At 67.4% G+C, this 20,592-nt stretch carries 20 protein-coding genes; 3 read left to right on the forward strand and 17 right to left on the reverse strand.

Going from position 1 to position 20,592, the window contains the following annotated elements:
- Positions 1-3: 3 nt before the first annotated feature.
- The 6 genes from lgt to K6L26_RS17345 form a co-directional block, all read right to left on the reverse strand.
- Complete coding sequence (gene lgt / locus K6L26_RS17320; protein WP_221850917.1) at positions 4-2,292, reverse strand: prolipoprotein diacylglyceryl transferase; 2,289 nt, start codon at positions 2,290-2,292, stop codon at positions 4-6.
- Positions 2,289-3,077 (reverse strand): tryptophan synthase subunit alpha, encoded by a 789-nt coding sequence (gene trpA, locus K6L26_RS17325; RefSeq protein WP_019348276.1) that lies wholly within the window; start codon positions 3,075-3,077, stop codon positions 2,289-2,291. The genes lgt and trpA overlap by 4 nt, the downstream gene beginning before the upstream one ends.
- Positions 3,074-4,342 carry a tryptophan synthase subunit beta gene (gene trpB, locus K6L26_RS17330; RefSeq protein ID WP_019348275.1) on the reverse strand — a complete coding sequence of 423 codons (1,269 nt, stop codon included), beginning with the start codon at positions 4,340-4,342 and terminating at the stop codon, positions 3,074-3,076. The genes trpA and trpB overlap by 4 nt, the downstream gene beginning before the upstream one ends.
- Positions 4,343-4,379: 37 nt before the next feature.
- The gene (gene trpC / locus K6L26_RS17335) at positions 4,380-5,198 is read right to left on the reverse strand and encodes an indole-3-glycerol phosphate synthase TrpC (protein ID WP_019348274.1); all 819 of its coding nucleotides are present in this window, start codon (positions 5,196-5,198) and stop codon (positions 4,380-4,382) included.
- Positions 5,199-5,281: 83 nt separating this feature from the next.
- Positions 5,282-5,890, reverse strand: coding sequence for a TIGR02234 family membrane protein (locus K6L26_RS17340; protein ID WP_019348273.1), 609 nt, complete (start codon positions 5,888-5,890; stop codon positions 5,282-5,284).
- Positions 5,887-7,443 (reverse strand): anthranilate synthase component I, encoded by a 1,557-nt coding sequence (locus tag K6L26_RS17345; protein ID WP_019348272.1) that lies wholly within the window; start codon positions 7,441-7,443, stop codon positions 5,887-5,889. Before K6L26_RS17345 ends, K6L26_RS17340 begins: the two co-directional genes overlap by 4 nt.
- Before the next feature lie 63 nt (positions 7,444-7,506).
- Here K6L26_RS17345 and K6L26_RS17350 point away from each other — a divergent pair, with 63 nt between their 5' ends.
- Positions 7,507-7,971, forward strand: coding sequence for a peroxiredoxin (locus K6L26_RS17350; protein ID WP_076211854.1), 465 nt, complete (start codon positions 7,507-7,509; stop codon positions 7,969-7,971).
- Here the strand turns inward: K6L26_RS17350 and K6L26_RS17355 are convergent.
- Positions 7,958-9,706, reverse strand: coding sequence for a 2-isopropylmalate synthase (locus K6L26_RS17355; RefSeq protein ID WP_245008608.1), 1,749 nt, complete (start codon positions 9,704-9,706; stop codon positions 7,958-7,960). The genes K6L26_RS17350 and K6L26_RS17355 overlap by 14 nt on opposite strands.
- A 156-nt stretch (positions 9,707-9,862) precedes the next feature.
- On the opposite strand from K6L26_RS17355, the gene K6L26_RS17360 reads away from it, so the two are divergent.
- Together K6L26_RS17360 and K6L26_RS17365 are read left to right on the forward strand one after the other, a co-directional pair.
- Positions 9,863-10,534: a FadR/GntR family transcriptional regulator gene (locus tag K6L26_RS17360; protein WP_221850918.1), complete on the forward strand. Its 672-nt coding sequence runs from the start codon at positions 9,863-9,865 to the stop codon at positions 10,532-10,534.
- Positions 10,531-11,328, forward strand: coding sequence for an ABC transporter ATP-binding protein (locus tag K6L26_RS17365; RefSeq protein WP_221850920.1), 798 nt, complete (start codon positions 10,531-10,533; stop codon positions 11,326-11,328). Before K6L26_RS17360 ends, K6L26_RS17365 begins: the two co-directional genes overlap by 4 nt.
- A 72-nt stretch (positions 11,329-11,400) precedes the next feature.
- Here the strand turns inward: K6L26_RS17365 and K6L26_RS17370 are convergent, their stop codons facing one another.
- The 10 genes from K6L26_RS17370 to hisD form a co-directional block, all read right to left on the reverse strand.
- Positions 11,401-12,396 (reverse strand): hypothetical protein, encoded by a 996-nt coding sequence (locus K6L26_RS17370; protein ID WP_221850922.1) that lies wholly within the window; start codon positions 12,394-12,396, stop codon positions 11,401-11,403.
- Complete coding sequence (locus K6L26_RS17375) at positions 12,386-14,008, reverse strand: N-6 DNA methylase (RefSeq protein ID WP_221850924.1); 1,623 nt, start codon at positions 14,006-14,008, stop codon at positions 12,386-12,388. The genes K6L26_RS17370 and K6L26_RS17375 overlap by 11 nt, the downstream gene beginning before the upstream one ends.
- A 130-nt stretch (positions 14,009-14,138) precedes the next feature.
- The gene (gene hisI / locus K6L26_RS17380) at positions 14,139-14,486 is read right to left on the reverse strand and encodes a phosphoribosyl-AMP cyclohydrolase (protein WP_064899690.1); all 348 of its coding nucleotides are present in this window, start codon (positions 14,484-14,486) and stop codon (positions 14,139-14,141) included.
- Positions 14,483-15,268, reverse strand: coding sequence for an imidazole glycerol phosphate synthase subunit HisF (gene hisF, locus K6L26_RS17385; protein ID WP_019348264.1), 786 nt, complete (start codon positions 15,266-15,268; stop codon positions 14,483-14,485). Before hisF ends, hisI begins: the two co-directional genes overlap by 4 nt.
- Entirely contained in the window at positions 15,265-16,086 is an 822-nt protein-coding gene (locus K6L26_RS17390) for an inositol monophosphatase family protein (RefSeq protein ID WP_019348263.1), read from the reverse strand. Before K6L26_RS17390 ends, hisF begins: the two co-directional genes overlap by 4 nt.
- Before the next feature lie 5 nt (positions 16,087-16,091).
- Positions 16,092-16,826, reverse strand: a complete 735-nt coding sequence (gene priA, locus K6L26_RS17395; RefSeq protein WP_019348262.1) for a bifunctional 1-(5-phosphoribosyl)-5-((5-phosphoribosylamino)methylideneamino)imidazole-4-carboxamide isomerase/phosphoribosylanthranilate isomerase PriA — start codon at positions 16,824-16,826, stop codon at positions 16,092-16,094.
- Positions 16,823-17,440, reverse strand: a complete 618-nt coding sequence (gene hisH / locus K6L26_RS17400) for an imidazole glycerol phosphate synthase subunit HisH (RefSeq protein ID WP_019348261.1) — start codon at positions 17,438-17,440, stop codon at positions 16,823-16,825. Before hisH ends, priA begins: the two co-directional genes overlap by 4 nt.
- Positions 17,437-18,045: an imidazoleglycerol-phosphate dehydratase HisB gene (hisB, locus tag K6L26_RS17405; RefSeq protein ID WP_221850927.1), complete on the reverse strand. Its 609-nt coding sequence runs from the start codon at positions 18,043-18,045 to the stop codon at positions 17,437-17,439. Before hisB ends, hisH begins: the two co-directional genes overlap by 4 nt.
- Positions 18,042-19,181: a histidinol-phosphate transaminase gene (locus K6L26_RS17410; RefSeq protein ID WP_221850929.1), complete on the reverse strand. Its 1,140-nt coding sequence runs from the start codon at positions 19,179-19,181 to the stop codon at positions 18,042-18,044. Before K6L26_RS17410 ends, hisB begins: the two co-directional genes overlap by 4 nt.
- Positions 19,181-20,509, reverse strand: a complete 1,329-nt coding sequence (hisD, locus tag K6L26_RS17415; RefSeq protein WP_221850930.1) for a histidinol dehydrogenase — start codon at positions 20,507-20,509, stop codon at positions 19,181-19,183. The genes K6L26_RS17410 and hisD overlap by 1 nt, the downstream gene beginning before the upstream one ends.
- Positions 20,510-20,592 lie beyond the last annotated feature (83 nt).

Raw genomic sequence — 20,592 nt, forward strand, 5'->3', positions numbered from 1 at the left:
GGGTTACCGGTTCCGGCGGAACCAGCGCCGCACCCGGCCGCCCTGCTTCGTCGCCTCGGGCTCGGCCGCAGGTGTCGAGGAGGTGGCTGCTGGGTCGTCAGCCGCATCGTCCTCGTCGGCGTCTGCTTCAGCGGGCTCGGACTCCTCGGCCGCCGCTTCTACGGCTTCTTCGTCAGCCTCAGCGTCAGCTGCGGTGTCGTCGTCAGCGGCCTCTGCTTCAGTTGCGGCGTCGGGCTCAGAACCGTCGGCAGATTCGTCCGCAGCATCTTCGGAATCGGTTGTCGGTTCCGCTTCGCCTTCGGCTTCGGTGGGCTCGTCGTCGGTAACCGACTCGGGCTCATCGTCTGCCTCGGCTACAGCTTCTTCGTCAGCCCCGGGCTCGGCCACGGCATCCCCGTCGCCGGCGGACTCTGTCTCGGTTGCGGCGACAGGCTCAAGGTCGTCGTCAGCATCCTCGGAGTCCGTTGTCGGCTCGTCTTCGGCATCGGTGAGCTCGGAGTCGGTAACCGACTCGGGCTCGTCGGCGACCTCCGCTACGGCTTCTTCATCAGCGTCAGCCTCGGCCTCGTCGGCCGGTGCTGCTTCATCCGCAGGTTCAACCTCGTCGACGACCGCGTCCGTGACCTCAGCTTCAGCAGGCTCGAGCTCCTCGGCGACCTCGTCCTGAGCGACCTCGTCCGCAGCATCCTCGGAGTCCGTTGTCGCCTCGTCTTCGTCCTCGGTGGGCTCGTCGGCTGTAGCCGATTCGGGCTCTTCGTCCGCCTCGGCTACAGCTTCTTCGTCAGCCACCGCTTCGGCCACAGCATCCCCGTCGCCGGCGGGCTCTGTCTCAGTTGCGGCGACAGGCTCAAGGTCGTCGTCAGCATCCTCGGAGTCCGTTGTCGCTTCGTCTTCGGCATCGGTGGGCTCGTCGTCAGTACCCGACTCGGGCTCTTCGTCCGCCTCGGCTACAGCTTGTTCGTCAGCCTCGGCCTCGGCCTCGTCGGCCGGTGCTGCTTCATCCGCAGGTTCAACCTCGTCGACGACCGCGTCCGTGACCTCAGCTTCAGCAGACTCGGGCTCCTCGGCGACCTCCGCTACGGCTTCTTCGTCAGCCTCGTCGGCTTCGCTCTCGGACGCGGGTTCGACCTCGTCGACGTCCTCTGCCGTGACGTCGTCGTCGACTTCAGCCGATTCGACAAGCTCAGCATCCTCGTCCGCGGCCACCTCCTCGGCGGCTTCTTCGGACTCATCCTCGGGCTCCTTGGCGATCGCCTTCAGTTCGATCGCCGCGGCGGCCTCGGCTCCGTCGTCTTCGCCGGCGCCCACCTCGTCCGGATGCATGTGGTCGGCATCTTCGTCATCGTCTTGGCCGGCCACCGCAGCAGCCGCGACAACACCGGTGGTCGCGGCCGCTCCGACAAGCTCCTTGCCGAGTTCGTCGACTGTCGACTCGTCCTCATCACTCTTGCCTGCCAAGGACGCCGGATCTTCCCGGCCCTTCGTCGCCAGCATGATGTAGACGACGGCTCCGATGAACACGAACGTCGAGGTGAAGGTGTTGACGCGGATACCGGCGAATTCCGTCGCCGGGTCGCTGCGCATCAACTCGACCATGAAGCGGCCGGCGCAGTAGCCGGCCACGTACAGCGCGAACAGCCGGCCGTGGCCGAGCTTGAACTTGCGGTCGGCCCAGATCAACAGCGCGAAAACCAGGAGGTTCCAAACCAATTCGTACAGGAAGGTGGGGTGGACCACTCGCTCGACCTCGCCGGTCGAGATTCCGTTCAGGTTGTCCGGTATGCGCTTGTAGATCTCCAGGCCCCACGGCACCGTGGTGTCAGCGCCATAGAGCTCTTGGTTGAAGTAGTTGCCGAGCCGGCCGATGGCCTGCGCCAGGATGATTCCGGGTGCGATCGCGTCGCCGAAGGCCGGCAGCGGTATCCCCCGCGAGCGGCAGCCAATCCAGGCTCCGACGCCACCCAGTGCGACGGCGCCCCAGATGCCGAGGCCGCCCTGCCAGACCTGGAAGGCAGCGCCCAGCCCCTTGCCGCCCGGCCCGAAATATGTGGGCCAGTCCGTCATGACGTGGTAGAGCCGGCCACCGACGAGGCCGAAAGGCACTGCCCACAAGGCGATGTCATAGATGACGCCGGCTTGGCCGCCTCGCGCCTGCCAACGCCGGTCACCGATGACCAGTGCCGCGATGATGCCCACGATGATGCAGAGCGCATACGCGCGGATCGGCACCGGCCCCAGATGCCAGACGCCCTGTGACGGGCTGGGCAAATACGCGAGCACGGTAGTGGTCAAGCTGAAATCCTCTGCCTAACGCCGTTGGCCAGTTCTTCGGTGAGGCGACGCACCGCGTCCAGCCCCTCGCCGAGGGCCGACACCAGGGCCGACCCGACGATGACTCCGTCTGCGTACGCACCGATCTCGGCTGCCTGCGCCCCGGAGCGCACACCCAGCCCCACCCCGACGGGGATGTCGGACACTTCCTTGACGCGGCGCACCAACTCCGGTGCCGCATTCGACACGACGTCGCGCGCCCCGGTGACACCCATGGTCGAAGCGGCGTAGACGAACCCACGCGAAGCATTCACGGTGTTCGCCAGCCGCTCGGGCGTCGAGGACGGGGCGACCAGGAAGATGCGATCGAGATTGTGTTCTTCTGCTGCGGCGATCCAGTCGACGGCTTCCTCGGGGATCAGGTCGGGAGTGATCAGCCCGTATCCCCCGGCAGAGGCCAGGTCGCGGGCGAAGGTGTCAACCCCCTTGCGCAGCACCGGGTTCCAGTACGTCATCACAACCGCGCGGCCACCGGCGTTGCTGATCGCCTCGACCGCGGCCAGAGTGTCGCGTACCCGCACGCCACCGGCCAGTGCGGCCTCGGTGGCGGCCGCGATCGTCGGCCCGTCCATCCCGGGATCCGAGTAGGGCACTCCGACTTCGACCAGGTCGCAACCGGATTCGACCATCGCCGTCATCGCCGCGATGGATGTCTGCACGTCGGGAAACCCGGTCGGTAGGTAGCCGATCAGCGCGGCGCGGCCCTCGGCGCGGCAGCCGTCGAACAACTCCGCCAGCCGGCTCATCCCGCGCTCCCCTCATCATCGAGCAGTCCGAACCACTTGGCCGCTGTCTCGACATCCTTGTCACCGCGACCGGACAAGTTCACCACGATGATCGATCCGCTGCCCAGTTCCGGCCCGAGCTTGAGGGCACCCGCCACCGCGTGGGCCGACTCGATCGCCGGAATGATGCCCTCACGGCGACACAGCAGCGAGAACGCGTCCATGGCTTCGGTATCGGTGACCGGACGGTACTCGGCACGGCCGATGTCTTTGAGGAAGGCATGCTCGGGTCCGACACCCGGGTAGTCCAAACCGGCGGAGATGGAATGCGATTCGATCGTCTGGCCGTCCTCGTCCTGCAACAGGTAGGAGAAGGATCCCTGGAACGCGCCGGGAGAGCCACCGGTGAACGTCGCGGCGTGCCGACCCGTTTCCACCCCGTCACCGGCGGCCTCGAAGCCGACGAGGCGCACACCTGGATCGTCGATGAAGGCGTGGAACACGCCGATGGCATTCGAACCGCCACCGACACACGCGGTGACCGCGTCGGGCAACCGGCCCGCCTGATCGAGGATCTGCGCCCGGGCCTCCATGCCGATGACCCGCTGGAAATCACGCACCATCAGCGGGAACGGATGGGGACCCGCCGCCGTGCCGAAGCAGTAGTAGGTGTCGTCAGCGTTGGTGACCCAGTCCCGGAACGCCTCGTTGATCGCATCCTTGAGGGTCTTGGAACCAGCCTCGACCGAAACCACTGTGGCGCCGAGTAGCCGCATCCGCGCCACGTTGAGCGCCTGGCGGGCCGTATCCACCGCGCCCATGTAGATGATGCATTCCAGACCCAGCAGTGCACACGCGGTGGCGGTGGCCACCCCGTGCTGACCGGCGCCGGTCTCGGCGATGACGCGGGTCTTGCCCATCTGCCGCGCCAGCAGCGCCTGCCCCAGGACGTTGTTGATCTTGTGAGAACCGGTGTGGTTCAGGTCTTCTCGCTTGAGGAAGAGGCGTGCGCCACCGGCGAACTCGGACAGCCGGGTCGCCTCGTACAGCGGGGACGGCCGACCGCTGTAGTGCCGCTGCAGCCGGTCTAGCTCATCGAGAAACGCTTGGTCGCCGCGGGCCTTCTCGTAAGCCGCGGTGACCTCTTCGATCACCGCCATCAGCGCCTCAGGTACCAACCGGCCGCCGTAGGAACCGAAATGCCCCAACGCATCGGGATCGTGAACCGTGGGTTCGGCAACGCCTGCGCTGGTACGGGGCAATTCAGGCCCCGCGAGATCCGCCATCAAAGTGTCTTTTCGTACAAGCGGCTCATTGACTGGTTCAGCGAGCCGGTTTCGGGCAGGACGGGTGCGTACCGGCGGTGACCAGATCGGCGACCGCGCTGCGGGGATCCCCGCTGGTCACCAGGCCCTCACCGACCAGCACGGCATCTGCACCCGCGCCGGCGTACGCCAGGAGGTCAGCGGTTCCGCGAACTCCGGACTCCGCGACACGGATGACATCGGAGGGCAGCCCGGGTGCGATCCGGGCGAAGCAGTCGCGGTCGACTTCCAGGGTCTTGAGGTCGCGGGCGTTGACACCGATCAGCTTGGCCCCGGCCTGCAGCGCCCGGTCGGCCTCTTCCTCGGTGTGCACCTCGACCAGCGCCGTCATCCCGAGCGATTCCGTGCGCTCCAGGAGAGATTCCAGCACCGACTGCTCGAGGGCCGCCACGATGAGCAGCAACAGGTCGGCACCGTGCGCCCGCGCCTCGTGGATCTGGTAGGGCTTGACGATAAAGTCCTTGCGCAGCACCGGGATTGACACTGCGGCGCGCACCGCATCCAGGTCGGCCAGTGAGCCGTTGAACCGCCGCTGTTCGGTCAGCACGCTGATCACCCGCGCCCCGCCGGCCTCGTAGGCCCGCGCCAACTGCGCCGGGTCGGCGATGTTGGCCAATTCGCCGCGCGAGGGGCTGGCCCGCTTCACCTCAGCGATCACGGCAATTCCCGGCTCCCGCAACGCAGCCATCACGTTGAGCGGCGGAGGTGCGTCCTGGGCCCGCGCCTTGATATCAGCCAGGCTGATAACGGCCTCGCGGGCGGCAACGTCGGCGCGGACTCCCTCAATAATGGAGTCGAGCACTGTGGCCGAACTCATCGCCCGTCGGTTCCTTTCTGGTGCCTCCGGGCCGGTCCCGGTTGCCCTCCTTGGAAGGGTAGCCGCCGCCACACCGTCACCATTCACCGGCCCTTATTGTCTTGATCGCCGCCGTCGCCGGTCGGATCGTGTCCTTCGTCGAGCGCATCCCAGAGCATGCGCTCCGACATCGGCTCGCCGCTGTCGGAGCTCTTGGCCGCCTCACGTCGAGCGGCCGGCGCCGCATAACGCGCTGCAACGCCGCGCTTCGAACTGTTGGCCGACCGCATGAGCAGCACCGCCCCGGCCAGCGCACACACCGCGGCGACCACAGTCAGCACTGCGCCTCCGTAGGAACGGCTGGTCGCGGTCAGTTGCGCGAGCGGCACTTCTGCCAGGTCAGCGGCTCGCACCCCGACGTCTTTGATCACCCACAGGCTCACGGCCAGATAGCCCATGCCCGCACTGGCGGTGGCGATCAGCAATGCCAGCAACCGCAGCGCCCAGCCGCGCACCGCCAGGGCGGCCACCGCGGCGGCCAGTACCAGCAACGCCAGCGGAATCAACGCGGTGGACCAGGCAGCTCCCGTCAGCGCCGTGGTTTTGGGTTGACCCAGCCCGTCCGCCGAGTTCACCTGAACCCACGTCATGCGTGAGGCCACCCACAGCGCCACCGCAGCGACGACGAACAGCGCCTGCGCCGCCCGGGTCACGGCTCGGCCAATGTGTTGGCGGCAGCGATGGCGTTGAGCACGGCTTTGGCCTTGTTTGCCGATTCGTTGTACTCGTAGGGCCCGTTGGAATCGGCCACGACTCCCCCGCCGGCCTGCACATAGGCCGTGCCGCCACGCATCAACGCGGTACGGATGGCGATCGCGAAATCGGCGTTGCCCGCGAAGTCGAGGTATCCCAGCACACCGCCGTACAGGCCGCGCCGGGTCTTCTCGACCTCCTCGATCAACTCCATGGCGCGCACCTTGGGCGCCCCTGACAGCGTGCCCGCCGGGAAGCAGGCCGTCACGGCGTCCAGCGCGGTCTTTCCCTCCGCCAGCTCGCCGGTCACCGTGGACACCAGGTGCATGACGTGGCTGTAGCGCTCGATGTGGCTGTAGTCCTCGACCCGGACGGTGCCTGGGCGGCACACCCGGCCCAGATCATTGCGGCCCAGGTCGACCAGCATCAGGTGCTCGGCGCGTTCCTTCTCGTCGGCCAGCAACTCCTTCTCCAGCAGCACGTCCTCTTCCTCAGTGCTGCCGCGCCAACGCGTTCCGGCGATCGGGTGGGTCGTCGCCCGTCCGTCCTTCACCGTGACCAGTGCCTCAGGGCTGGAGCCGACCACCGAAAAGTCAAGTCCGCCATCTGCATCGGGGACATTGAGCAGGTACATGTACGGGCTGGGGTTGGTCACCCGCAGCATCCGGTAGACGTCCAGCGGGTCGGCGGCGGTATCCATCTCGAAGCGCTGGGAGGGGACCACCTGGAACGCTTCACCGGCCTCGATATCGCCGACGAGCTTTTCGACGATGGCGGTGTACTCCTCCACCGTGCGCTGGGCGCGGTGCTCAGGCGCGGGCCGGCTGAAGGTGGCGACCGTGGACGACAGCGGCTGCCCGAGCGCAGCGGTCATCACATCCAGCCGAGCCACCGCATCGTCGTAGGCCTCGTCGACGCGCTCGTCGGTGCCGTTCCAATTGACCGCGTTGGCGATCAGCGTGATCGTGCCCTCGTGGTGGTCGACGGCGGCGATATCGGTGGCCAGCAGTAGCACCATGTCGGGCAGGCCGAGGTCGTCGACGGCCAGCTCCGGGAGGCGCTCCAGACGGCGCACCATGTCATAGGCGAAGTAGCCGACCAGGCCCGAGGACAGCGGCGGTAGGTCCGGCACCACTTCGGTCTGCAGCAGATCCAGGGTGGCCCGCAGCGCGGCCAGCGGTTCGCCGCCGCTGGGCGCGTCCTTGGGCGCGGTGCCCAGCCACACCGCCTCGTTGTCGCGAACCGTCAGCGCCGACGGGGCGCCGGCACCGATGAACGACCAACGCGACCACGAGCGACCGTTCTCCGCTGATTCCAGCAGGAACGTCCCCGGACGGTTGGCGGCGAGCTTGCGGTACGCCGACAGCGGCGTCTCGCTGTCGGCCAGCACCTTGCGGGTCACCGGGACGACACGGTGCTCGGCGGCCAGCGCCCGGAAATCCTCGCGCGACGTGGTGACCGCAAGCGATGAGCCGGCGTCGGTTCCCGGTGCTTGGGTGGCTGTGGTTTGCACGGGAACAATTCTCCCAGATCGGGGCCGCCGCGCTGCCATGCAGACGGCGTAGCGTAGCCAGCCATGACATCCCTCAAGACGGGTGACACCGTTGCCGAGTTCGAACTGCCGGATCAGACGGGCACGATCCGCAGCCTGACCAGCCTGCTCGCCGACGGTCCGGTGGTGCTGTTCTTCTATCCGGCCGCAATGACCCCGGGATGCACCAAGGAGGCCTGCCATTTCCGGGATCTGGCAGCCGAGTTCGCCGCTGCCGGGGCGAACAGGGTCGGCATCAGCACCGACCCGGTGGCCAAACAGGCCAAATTCGCCGACATCCAGAATTTCGACTATCCGTTGCTCTCGGACGCCGATGGCAAGGTAGCCGCGCAATTCGGTGTCAAACGTGGCCTGCTCGGCAAGCTCATGCCGGTCAAGCGGACCACGTTCGTCATCGACACCGACCGCACTGTGCTCGGGGTGATCTCCAGCGAGATCAGCATGGACACCCACGCCGACAAAGCCTTGGAGCTGCTCAAGGCACGTTGACCGCCCGCATCACGGCGGCCATCGACGCCGCGAGTACCGAGTCGCTGCGGCCGCACGCCCAGCCGGTTCGGCCGGCCGAGCGGTACTCCAGGTAGGTGACGGCTGCGCTGCCGATCGACTGCTGAGTCAGGCTCAGCACCTCGATCCGATGACCCATCTCCTCGAGTGCGGCGCACAGCGCGTCCACCGGCCCGATGCCCCGATGAGTACTGGCCACGGTCCGTCCGTCGCACACCAGGGTGACGTCGGTGACGGCGGAGGCACCGTCGCCGCCGCTGCGCCAGTCTTTGAGCTGCACCGGGCCTGAGGGATCCAGATAGGTCGCCTCGAACAGGTCGAAGAGTTCGGCGGCGGTAATCTCGGCACCGCTTGCGTCCGTGTGGGCCTGGACGTGGCGGGCGAAGTCGATCTGCAGCCGACGCGGCAGATCCAGCCCGTACTCGGTGGCCAGCAGGTAGGCGATGCCGCCCTTGCCGGATTGAGAGTTCACCCTGATCACCGCGTCATAGGTGCGGCCGATATCGGCCGGGTCGATCGGCAGATACGGTATGCGCCAATCGATCTCGTTCTCCGGCTCGCCGGTGGCCGCAGCCCGGCGACGATGCTCGGCGAAGCCTTTTTTGATCGCATCCTGGTGCGTCCCGGAGAACGCGGTGTGCACCATGTCCCCGACATACGGGTGCCGTTCGTGGATCGGCATGCGGGTGCAATGGCTGACGGTCCGCGCGATCTCGTCGATGTCGGAGAAGTCGATCATCGGATCCACGCCCTGGGCATGCAGATTCAGCGCCAGGGTGGCGATGTCGACGTTGCCGGTGCGTTCGCCGTTGCCGAACACGCACCCCTCGACCCGCTGCGCTCCGGCCAGCACCGCGAGTTCCGCGCAGGCGATGCCGGTGCCCCGGTCGTTGTGCGGGTGCACCGAGAGGATGACGCTGTCGCGTCGAGACAGATTGCGATGCATGTACTCGATCTGGTCGGCATAGACGTTCGGGGTGGCGATCTCGACGGTGGCCGGCAGGTTCAGGATTACGGGACGTTCCGGGGTCGCCTGCCACAGCTCGGTCACCGCATCACACACCTCCAGTACGTAGTCGGGCTCGGTGAGGTTGAACACCTCCGGGGAGAACTCGAACCGCACGTTCGGCATGCCGTCGGTGAACTCGAGGACGTCACGCGCACCGGCATAGATGAGCTGGCTCAGCTCGCCTCTGGCCTTGCCCAGCACGACATCGCGCCACATGGGAGCGGTCGCGGTGTACATGTGGATGACGACGTCGTTGCCGATGCCGCGTACCGAGTCCACGGTCCGTTCGATCAGGTCTCGGCGCGCCGGGACGAACACCACGATGGTGACGTCCGGCGGGGCGATGTCGGATTCGGCCAGTAGCCGGACGAAGTCGAAGTCGGTCTGCGATGCGGACGGATACCCGACCTCGATCTCCTTGTATCCCATGGCGACCAGCAGTTCGAAGAAACGGCGTTTGCGGTCCGGGTCCATCGGTTCGGCCAGCGCTTGATTGCCGTCACGTAGATCCACCGGCACCCACAGCGGTGCGGCCTCGATCCTCGCCGTCGGCCAATCGCGTTGGACCAGTGGAACTTCGACACGGTCGTAGACGGAAGCGTAGCGGTGCGACGGCATTTGCGAATGCCGCTGCCGATTCCAGGCCGGTGCGGTGGCCGGGATCTCCCCGGCCGGGGTGCTGATGGTGGGGAATGCAGAAGTGGTCATGAGGGTGCCTTCGGTCGGATGGGAGTTCGACCGGCGCGACACAGCCCCACGGCAGGGGGCCGGTCGATTCAGGCCCCGCCGCGGCGGCTAAGGAGCAGGACGCGCGTCATGATGGGTAGACTATACACAACTCCTCAGACAAGTAGACAGGTTTCGATGACCTCCCAAGTTCAGCGTCACCCGCTGGCGGCTCAGACCGCCCAGCTTCTCTTGACGCGTATTCGTCAGGGCGAATGGCCGCTGGGCCATCGACTTCCCGGTGAGACGACCCTGGCCGCACAGCTCGGGGTCGGCCGTTCCACCTTGCGCGAAGCCATTCGCGAGCTGTCGGGCAAAGGCGTGCTGGAGAGCCGGCAGGGTGCCGGCGTATTCGTCACGGCGCTGGACGCCGCCGAAGACTGGGATACCGTGCTGCGCCGCGCCACCATCGTCTCGGTGATCGAAGCCCGCATCGCCATCGAGGCCGAGGCCGCCGCGCTGGCTGCGACCCGACGTACCCCAGCAGATCTGCGCGCGATCCGTCGCACCCTGGCTGCCCGCGGGGTGACCGGACAGCCGGTATCCGACCACGTCGACGCGGACATGGCGTTTCACCGGACAGTGATCGCCGCGGCCCACAACGAGGTGCTGATCCAGTTGTTCGACGCCTTCCTGCCGCGACTGCGGCTGGCCATGATCGACATGCTCAAGATCCGCCCGATCGCCTCCGAGCCCTGCGATCACGACCTGCACCAACAGCTGGCCGACGCGATCATCGCTCGCGATCCCGATGCCGCCGCCGCGGCCAGCAGAACCCACCTGAGCTCACTGAAGGAGTCTTTCGCATGACCCCGGTCCTCGACATCGCCGATGTGACCTTCCGCCGTGACGGCAAGCAGATCATCGACGGCATCTCACTGACAGTGCAGTCCGGTGAACACTGGGCACTGCTCGGCCCCAACGGCGCGGGCAAGAGCACCCTGCTGGGTTTCTGTGCGGCCGTGACCTTTCCGACGACGGGGACAGTGCACGTGCTCGGTGGCCAAATGGGCCGCACCGACCTGGCCGTGCTGCGCCGCTCGATCGGTCACGTGAATCCCCGACATCGGCTCCAGTACCCGCTGACCGTGCGCGAGGTGGTGCTCACCGGCATCACCGCCACCATCGACATCGCAGCGCACTGGACGCCGACCCCCGAGCAGGTGCGCCGGGCGGACGATCTCATCGACACCGTGGGGCTCTCGGCGCGCGCCGACGCGATCTGGCCCACGCTGTCGCAGGGCGAACGCGGCCGCACCCTGATCGCGCGGGCACTGATCGCAGATCCGCAGCTGCTCTTGTTGGACGAGCCCACCACAGGATTGGACGTCGCGGCTCGTGAACAATTGCTGGAAACCCTTGACACCCTGGATGACTCGCATCCCGACATGGCCTCGATACTGGTCACGCATCACCTCGAGGAGCTGCCGACCAGCACCACGCACGCCCTGCTGATCGCGCAGGGCCGCACCGTCGCCAGCGGCCTGGCACACGACGTGGTCAACACCGACCACGTGAGCGAGGCGTTCGATCACCCCGTGGTGGTGGGGTTCCAGGACGGCCGGTGGAGCGCACGGGCCAAGGCCAGCTCGCGGGTGCTGTAGCTTCCGCGAGTGCGACGCAAACGTCGTTCGCAGCGCGGATTTACGACGTTTGCGTTGATCTCGGCGATGCCGTCAGGCGTCGGCGGGCGTATTGCGACGCCGGCGGGCCTCATGGTGGCGGGTCACCGGTGTGGTGTCGATGACGCGATTGACCATGGTCGCCAGGAAACGCGACGGCTGCAGCTCGGGCGGCACCGTGTCATGCCGGATGGCGATGTCGGGCAGCGCCGCCAGCGCCTCGTCGACGGCCGCGGTGGCGACGTCCACGATTTCGAACAACGTGTCTGGCTCTGCTTTTTCGATGCTGTCGACTTCCTCGTCCGCGGACTCGGCGACCTCAGAGTCGTAGTCGATCATCACCAGCGCCACCGCGTGATACGCGTCGTCCTCGGTGCCGAGCTTGCCCAGCAGGTCGATCAGCCACTCGGCCTTGTCCGGTTCGGTGCTCAGGATCGTCGAGCGCAGGCCGTAGACGAATCCGAGCGCCGACAACGGGTGGCGCAGGCGCAGATTCTTGGCGTCGCCGTAGCTCTCCTCGACCCGGTTCGCGGCGTTCTTGCCGAAGCTGGAATCCATCCGTTTGGTGCTGATCAACAATTCCGGACCGGTGTCCCAGTCCGACATCACCACGTCGACCTGTTTCATGTAGTGCTTGCCCAGCACGCTGGCGCTCGATGCGGCTACGCCTTTCATCGACCGTTTGAGGCGCTGCTCGATGAGGTGGCGTTCCTTCTGCGGCAGCGCCTCGAGCAGGCTGGCGATGGCGCTGGGCATGATGCGGGGGTCGGTCGCCCTGGGCCACACCGCATCCGGATCGAATCCGGCGCGCCGCAACTCGTAGGCCAGCCACACATCGAGAGCCAGCGCCGGAACCCCGGTGGTCGATGGGGCATCCAGGTACAACGGCACCCCGAGAAGCTTGCGCAGCACCCGGAAATCCGGGACGAAAGTCAACTCGCCGGCCACTCGTACCCAGGGGTTGGTGTGCACACCACCGGGCGCGGCGTCGGCCACGATCCGGTCGAAGATGGCCCATGCGGTGGCCTTGGTCGACGGTTCAGCGGGCACGCCGAGACCTTACCGTCCGGCGCGTCGCCAATGAATCGCGCGCCGTCCGAACGGGTTCCAACGCAATCTTGCTGGAAAGACCCAATGCCTCGTCGACCACGCTCGTCGCGTCCAGCAACTTGCCGCGCTCCAGTAGCGCGCCGACGCGGCGGCGTACCGCCCGTAACTCGTCGGCCCGAGCCACCACCAGGTCAGGGGACGGAACCAGCCACCGGTCGGCCTCACGCGGTTCGATCTTGAGAATGCCGCCGCCGTAGGAGCGCCCGACGATCTCCGCGTGCAGCACCGTCACCGAGTTCAGCGCGGCGAACCCGAGCAGATCCCGGCCCAACGTTCGCACTTCGTCCCGCAGGTACACCCCGTGCACCGAGTTGAGGTGATGCGCCTTGGCCCGGTTGCTGACCAGCCGCGGAGTGTCGGCATTCATACAGGTCAACAGCAGATCGGCCGGGTTCACCAGTGGCACCAGATACCAGGGCTGACGCACGCGGCACTTGTAGGCCAGATGCACGCCGGCGGCGTGACCGGCGTCGATGTAACGCTGAGCCGCCGCCGACGGGTTCCCGGCCGGACGGAACAGGTGAATCGACCGCCCATCCTCCCCCAGCCTGGCCAACTGCTCCTGCGACAGCGTCAGGCCGCGCAGATGCGCGCTGCCGGGCGGTGACAACGGCAGCAGGTCGGTGCGGCGCAGGCCGAGCTCACGTACCCGGTCCGGAGACAGCGCGAAGAAGCTGTTGTTGCCAGTCACCATGCCCAGGGTGGTGTCGCCCCAACTCTCCAGCATCGAAAAGTGGCCGTCGTCGTGCAGACCGTGCAGCGCATCGACCGGGGCGTTACCGATCAGGCCGCTGACCCACTTGTCGGCGGGATCGCGCGGCGACCAACGGCGTTGTGCGAGTTCAGATGTCAGTGAGGCCGCATTGCGGGCCCGGTGGATGACGGCGTGACCGGTGGGCCCGCCGCCGTAACCGTCGGCCAGCAGCAGCACCACATCGGCTTCCGCTTCGGGAAACACCTGCTCGTCGAACATCACCAGCTCGACGCTGGCGAACCGGTCGAACAAGAATTTCCGCACGGCCGCCGCGTAGTTCACGCTGAGCAGCTCGGCCGGCAGGACGAGGGCCAGGCGCCCACCCGGCTTGAGAAACAGGGCGGCATGCACCGTGAACGCGGCCCAGCTCGAGGCCAGCCCGGACAGCGTGACGCCCGCCTTCAGTGCGGCGCGGCGCGACTGCGCCCGGGTGGCGCCCCTGAATTCCTGATAGCGGATGTAGGGCGGGTTGCCGATCACCGCGGTGTATTCGGCCCGCGGGTCGATCGTGAAGAAGTCGGCGGTCCTGATGCGGGCCGTGCCACCGGCGGCGGCCACGCGCTTGCGAGCAGTGGCCGCACTCGCCGCATGGAGCTCCACGCCGTCGACCCGCGGCCGGGCCACACCCAATTCGGCCAGTCGGGTGACTGCCGCGACCACGAACGCGGCCTCCCCGGCAGCAGGTTCGAAGACGGCATCGTCGGCGGACCGGACGGCCCATCGGGTGAGGTAACGCGAGATCTCAGGTGGGGTGAAGAACGCACCGCGCGCTTTGCGGGTCGCAGCGGTGTCAGTCACTCCGCAATTGTTGCCGATCGCACCGACAAGTTCGGACTCCGCAACGCGGTGCGGCAGCTTCGGCCATTGCCGAGACCGAAACCAGGGGCAAAATCCGTCTGGTCTTGTCCCTGAGGGCAGTCTCGAAAACTCACGCCTCAGGCGCCAGCAACTGGTCCGCGTCGAAGCAGGTGTGCGCCCCGGTGTGGCAGGCCGCACCGATCTGATCGACCTCCAGCAGCACGGTGTCGCCGTCGCAGTCCAGCCGGACCGAGTGCACGTACTGCGTGTGCCCCGAGGTCAGGCCCTTGACCCACTGCTCGCCGCGGGACCGCGAAAAGTAGGTGGCCTCACGGGTTTCCAGGGTGCGGGCCAGTGCGTCGTCGTCCATCCAGGCGACCATCAGCACCTGGCCGGTGGAACGCTCCTGCGCCACCGCGCTGAACAGCCCGTCGGCATTGCGCTTGAGTCGCTTGGCGATGGCTGGATCGAGACTCATCTGACCGTGATCCCTTCCGCCGCCATCGCCGCCTTCACCTGGCCGATGGTCAGTTCACGGAAATGGAACACGCTGGCGGCCAGCACCGCATCCGCGCCGGCCTGCACGGCCGGCGCAAAGTCGGCCACTGCCCCGGCACCACCGCTGGCGATCACCGGAACCCCGACCGCGGCTCGCACCGCCCGCAGCATCGGTAGATCGAAGCCGGCCTTGGTGCCGTCGCGGTCCATCGAGTTGAGCAGGATCTCGCCGACCCCGAGTTCGGCGCCGCGCACGGCCCACTCGACGGCATCGATACCGGTGCCGCGGCGTCCCCCGTGGGTGGTCACCTCCCACCCCGACGGGGTGGGCCGCTCGCCGGCCGGCACGGTGCGGGCATCGACACTGAGCACGATGCACTGCGACCCGAATTGGCGCGCCATCTCGGCCAGTAGTTCCGGCCGCGCGATCGCGGCGGTGTTGACCGACACCTTGTCGGCACCGGCACGCAGCAGCACGTCGACATCCTCGACAGCGCGTACCCCGCCGCCGACGGTCAGCGGGATGAACACCTGCTCGGCGGTGCGCTTGACCACCTCGAGCATGGTGGCCCGGCCCGACGACGATGCGGTCACGTCGAGGAAGGTCAGCTCATCAGCACCCTCGGCGTCGTAGGCCGCGGCGAGCTCGACGGGATCACCTGCGTCGCGCAAGTTCTCGAAGTTGACGCCCTTGACCACCCGGCCGGCGTCGACATCGAGGCACGGGATGATCCTCGTTGCGACGTCACTGATGGTGCTCACAGGTAGTCCTCCGGGTTTCCAGCGGATTTCACGATTTCCAGCATGCGTTCATGCACCCCCGGTGCGGCGGCCAGCGCCGACTTCGACTCCGCCGTCCAGGGATTGCCGGCAAGATCTGTCACGATGCCACCGGCGGCCCGGACCAGCGCCACACCGGCGGCGTGATCCCAGATGTGATGGCCGAAACTGATGGCCCCGCCCAGGACCCCGGCCGCGACATAAGCCAGGTCAACACCGGTGGCGCCGTGCATCCGCACGCGTGAACACACCCGGCTGAGATTCGACAGCACCTCAACCCGGTAGCGGCCCGGAAAGCGGCCCCGGGAGTCGATATTGAACGTCTGGATCCCGACGATCGAGTCGGTCAACGTCGGCGCACCCAGCGGCGGCAACGCGGTTCCGTTGTCGCGCACCGGTCCGCCGACCAGGGCCGAGTACCGCTGTCCGGTGAACGGCAGCCAGGTCAGGCCGGCCACGGGTTCGCCGTCGGCGAGCAGTCCGAGCAGGATGGCCGCCATCGGGGACCCGGCCGCATAGTTGAACGTGCCGTCGATCGGGTCCAGCACCCACACCAGCGGTGAATCTATCGGTTCGCCGCCGAATTCCTCGCCGTGCACGCCGATCCCGGTGGCCTCGGTCAATGCCCGCACCACCTGCCGTTCGATCGCGAGGTCGACCTCGGTGGCGAAGTCGTTGCCCTGCTTACTCACCGCGGAATCGGCACGATGTCCGGCGATGAACGGCACCGACGCAGCGTCGAGGATCTCGGTCGCCGCATCGACGAGTGCGGCCAACTTCGACGGGTCCAGGGCAACCACCCCGCTTATCCGCTGACCGCGGCCAGCGCCTGCGGCAGAGTGAATCGCTGCGCGTAGAGCGCTTTCCCGACGATCGCGCCCTCGACCCCACGACCGGTAAGCGTGGCGATCGCCCGCAGATCGTCGAGGCTGGAGACCCCGCCCGAAGCAATCACCGGGGCGTCGGTGCGGTCGGCCACTGCCGCGAGCAGATCCAGGTTGGGGCCGGTGAGGGTGCCGTCCTTGGTGACGTCGGTGACGACGTAGCGGGAGCACCCCTCGCGGTCAAGGCGATCGAGCACCTCCCACAGGTCGCCGCCGTCGGTTTCCCAACCACGGCCGCGCAGTCGCCAGTTGCCGTTCTCGAGCTGCACGTCCAGGCCCACGGCCACGCGGTCGCCGTACTCGGCGATGGCACCACGGCACCACTCGGGGCTTTCGAGGGCCGCGGTACCGATGTTCACCCGGGCACAGCCGGTGTCCATCGCGGCCTTCAATGACTCGTCATCGCGGATACCGCCGGACAGTTCGACTTTCACGTCGAGCTTGCCGACCAGGTCGGCCAGCAGGTCGCGGTTGCTGCCCCGGCCGAACGCCGCGTCCAGGTCCACCAGGTGGATCCATTCGGCGCCGTCACGCTGCCAGGCCTGTGCGGCCTCCAGCGCAGAACCGTAATCGGTCTCACTGCCGGCCTTGCCCTGCACCAGACGCACTGCCTTGCCGTCCACCACGTCGACAGCCGGCAACAGAATCAAACTCACAGTCCCTCAACCCAATTCGCGAGCAGCGTCGCACCGGCGTCGCCGCTCTTCTCCGGATGAAATTGCGTAGCCGACAACGCGCCGTCTTCGACAGCGGCGATGAACGGCACATGATGCGTCGCCCAGGTGACCAGTGCGTCCGGGTTACCGGACCACTCCTGCGCGGCGTACGAATGCACGAAATAAAAGCGGGTGTCAGCGTCGAGCCCCTTGAACAGCGTGCTGCCGGCGGGCGCTTCTACAACGTTCCAGCCCATGTGCGGAATGACCGGGGCGTCCAGGCGGGTCACCGAACCGGGCCACTGCCCGCAACCGGTGGACTCCGTACCGAACTCCACCCCACGGGCAAACAGGATCTGCATCCCGACACAGACACCCAGCACAGGACGACCGTTCTGCAGGCGGTCGGCGATGATCTTCTCGCCGCCGATCGACCGCAGTCCGGTCATGCAGGCCTCGAATGCACCGACACCGGGCACCACCAACCCGTCGGCCGCTGCGGCAGCTCCGGGATCGGCGGTGACCTCCACATCGGCACCGACCCGCTCCAGCGCGCGCTGGGCCGAGCGCAGATTGCCCGATCCGTAGTCCAGGACGACGAGTTTCTTGGTCACAGAGTGCCTTTGGTCGACGGAACGCCGGTAACCCGGGCGTCGTACTCGACGGCCTGGCGCAGCGCACGGGCCACCGCCTTGTATTGCGCTTCGGTGATGTGGTGGGGATCGCGACCGTAGAGCGTCCGCACGTGCAATGCGATGCGGGCGTTGAACGCCAGCGATTCGAACACGTGCCGGTTGATCACGGTGTGGTACGGCGCGCTGGAACCGGCAATGGTGAATTCGACCATGAACTCCGGTTCGCCGGTGTGCACGAAGTACGGCCGCCCGGACACGTCGACCGCGGCGTGCGCCAAGGTTTCGTCCATCGGGATGAACGCGTCACCGAACCGGCGGATGCCCTTCTTGTCGCCGAGGGCCTCTCCCAGCGCCTGGCCCAGCACGATCGCGGTGTCCTCGACCGTGTGGTGCCCTTCGATCTCGATGTCGCCCTTGGCATGCACCGTGAGATCGAAACTCGCGTGGCTGCCCAGCGAGGTGAGCATGTGGTCGAAGAACGGAACACCGGTGTCGATGTCGACGACACCGGTGCCGTCCAGGTCGAGTTCGACGGTGATGTCGGATTCCCTGGTCTTACGTTCGACCTTCGCGCGACGGGTCACGATGCTCCTACCGGGCTGTTGGCGGGCTGAAGTTCAGTGGCGGCCAGATCGGCGCTCGCGGCGAGAAACGCATCGTTCTCCTCCGCCAGACCGATTGTGGTGCGCAGGAATCCGGGAATGCCCACATCGCGGATCAGGATGCCTTGGTCCAGGTAGCGCTGCCACGTCGCGGGTGCGTCGGCGAACTCGCCGAACAACACGAAGTTCGCGTCACTGGGGATCACGCGGTACCCGAGGCGGGTGAGTGCGGCGCTCACCCGGTCACGTTCGGCGGCCAGAGTCGCCACGCTGGCCAGGGTGTCGTCGGCATGACGCAGCGCCGCACACGCGGCGGCCTGGGTGAGCACCGACAGGTGATACGGCAAGCGCACCAGCAACAGCGCGTCGATAACGGCGGGCGCTGCGGCCAGGTAGCCGAGCCGGCCACCGGCGAAGGCGAACGCCTTGCTCATCGTGCGGGTGACGATCAGCTTGGCCGGGAACTCGTCGATCAGCGTCACTGCGCTGGGTTGCGAGGAGAACTCGCCGTAGGCCTCGTCGACGATCAGGATGCCGCCCGGCATCGCGTGCAGCAGCCGGCGCAGGTCCTCGACTGAAACACTCTGTCCCGACGGGTTGTTGGGGCTCGCCACGAACACCACATCAGGTGTGCGCTCCTTGATGGCTGCCACGGCTACATCTACGGCAAGCCCGAAGTCCGCGGCGCGGGCCGCCTGCAGCCACTCGGTCTGAGTGCCGTCGGAGATGATCGGGTGCATCGAGTACGACGGCACGAAACCGATCGCGGTGCGTCCCGGCCCACCGAAAGCTTGCAGCAGCTGCTGCAGGATCTCGTTGGAACCGTTTGCCGCCCACAGGTTGTCGACGGTCAGGTGTACTCCGGTGGCCGCCGTGAGGTAAACGGCCAGGTCGGTGCGCAACTGCACCGAGTCACGGTCGGGATACCGGTGCAACTCAGCGGCAGCGGCGCGGACCGATGCGGCGACGTCATCGATGAGGGCCTGGGTCGGCGGATGCGGGTTCTCGTTGGTGTTCAACCGCACCGGCACCACCAACTGAGGTGCGCCGTAAGGCGACTTTCCACGCAGGTTATCGCGCAGCGGCAGATCTGCCAGCGTCACATCCTGTGCGCCCATTACCGCTCGAACCTCCGTCGGACCGCCTCGCCGTGCGAGGGCAAGTTTTCGGCTTTGGACAGCGTGATCACGTGTCCGGAAACATCCTTCAGGGCAGCCTCGTCGTATTCGACGACGTGGATGCCGCGCAGGAAGGTCTGCACCGACAGGCCGCTGGAGTGCCGCGCGCAGCCGGCTGTCGGCAGCACATGGTTGGAGCCGGCGCAGTAATCGCCGAGACTGACCGGCGACCAGGCACCCACGAAAATAGCTCCGGCAGAACGTATCCGGGCGGCCACCGCGGCTGCGTCCTCGGTCTGGATCTCCAGGTGCTCGGCGGCGTAGGCGTTGACCACCCGCACCCCGGCATCAACGTCGTCGACGAGCACGATCGCCGACTGCTTGCCCGACAGTGCCGCGCGGACCCGGTCGACGTGCACCGTGGTCTCCAACTGGCGGGTGAGCTCGCGGTCGGTGGCCGCCGCCAGCGCCTCACTGTCGGTGACCAGCACGCTGGCCGCCATCTCGTCGTGCTCGGCCTGGCTGATCAGATCGGCGGCGACGTGCACCGGATCGGCCGTGTGGTCGGCCAGGATGGCGATCTCCGTCGGGCCCGCCTCGGCGTCGATACCGACCTGCGAGCGGCAGATCCGCTTCGCGGCGGTGACGTAGATATTGCCGGGTCCGGTGATCATGTCGACCGGGGCGAGCTCGGCGCCGTCGGTGTCGGTGCCGCCATAGGCCAGCAGCGCCACCGCCTGTGCACCGCCGACGGCCCACACCTCTTCGACGCCGAGCAACGCCGCGGCAGCGAGGATCGTCGGGTGCGGCAGTCCGCCGAATTCCGCCTGCGGCGGGCTGGCGATCACCAGCGAATCGACGCCGGCGGTCTGCGCGGGCACCACGTTCATCACCACGCTCGACGGGTAGACCGCGTTGCCGCCGGGCACGTACAGCCCGACCCGCTCCACCGGGACCCACCGTTCGGTGACAGTCGCGCCGGGGGCGAGCGTGGTGGTGGTATCGGTGCGACGCTGGTCGGCGTGCACCGCACGAGCGCGGTCGATCGCCACCTGCAGCGCGGCGCGAACATCGGGATCGAGGTCGGCGAGGGCCTCGGCCAGCCGCGCCGCGGGGACCCGGACCGACTCGGGACGGATGCCGTCGAACGAATGGCCGTAATCCAGGGCGGCCGTCGCGCCGTGCTCGGCGACAGCCTCCACGATCGGGCGGACCTTGGGCACCACTGCGTCCACATCGACTCCGCCGCGGGGCAGCGCGGATCGCAACTGCGCGGCGTTCAGCACACGGTTGCGCAGGTCGATACGGGACATCTGAAACTCGGCCATCGGTTCAATTGTCCCTGATCAGTCCAGTTGATAAAAATCCGTCGCCGGTTGCCGCCGGCGCCACCCGCCGTAGGGTGATCCCA

Source organism: Mycobacterium farcinogenes, assembly GCF_019739075.1.
GTDB classification, from domain to species: Bacteria; Actinomycetota; Actinomycetes; order Mycobacteriales; family Mycobacteriaceae; genus Mycobacterium; species Mycobacterium senegalense.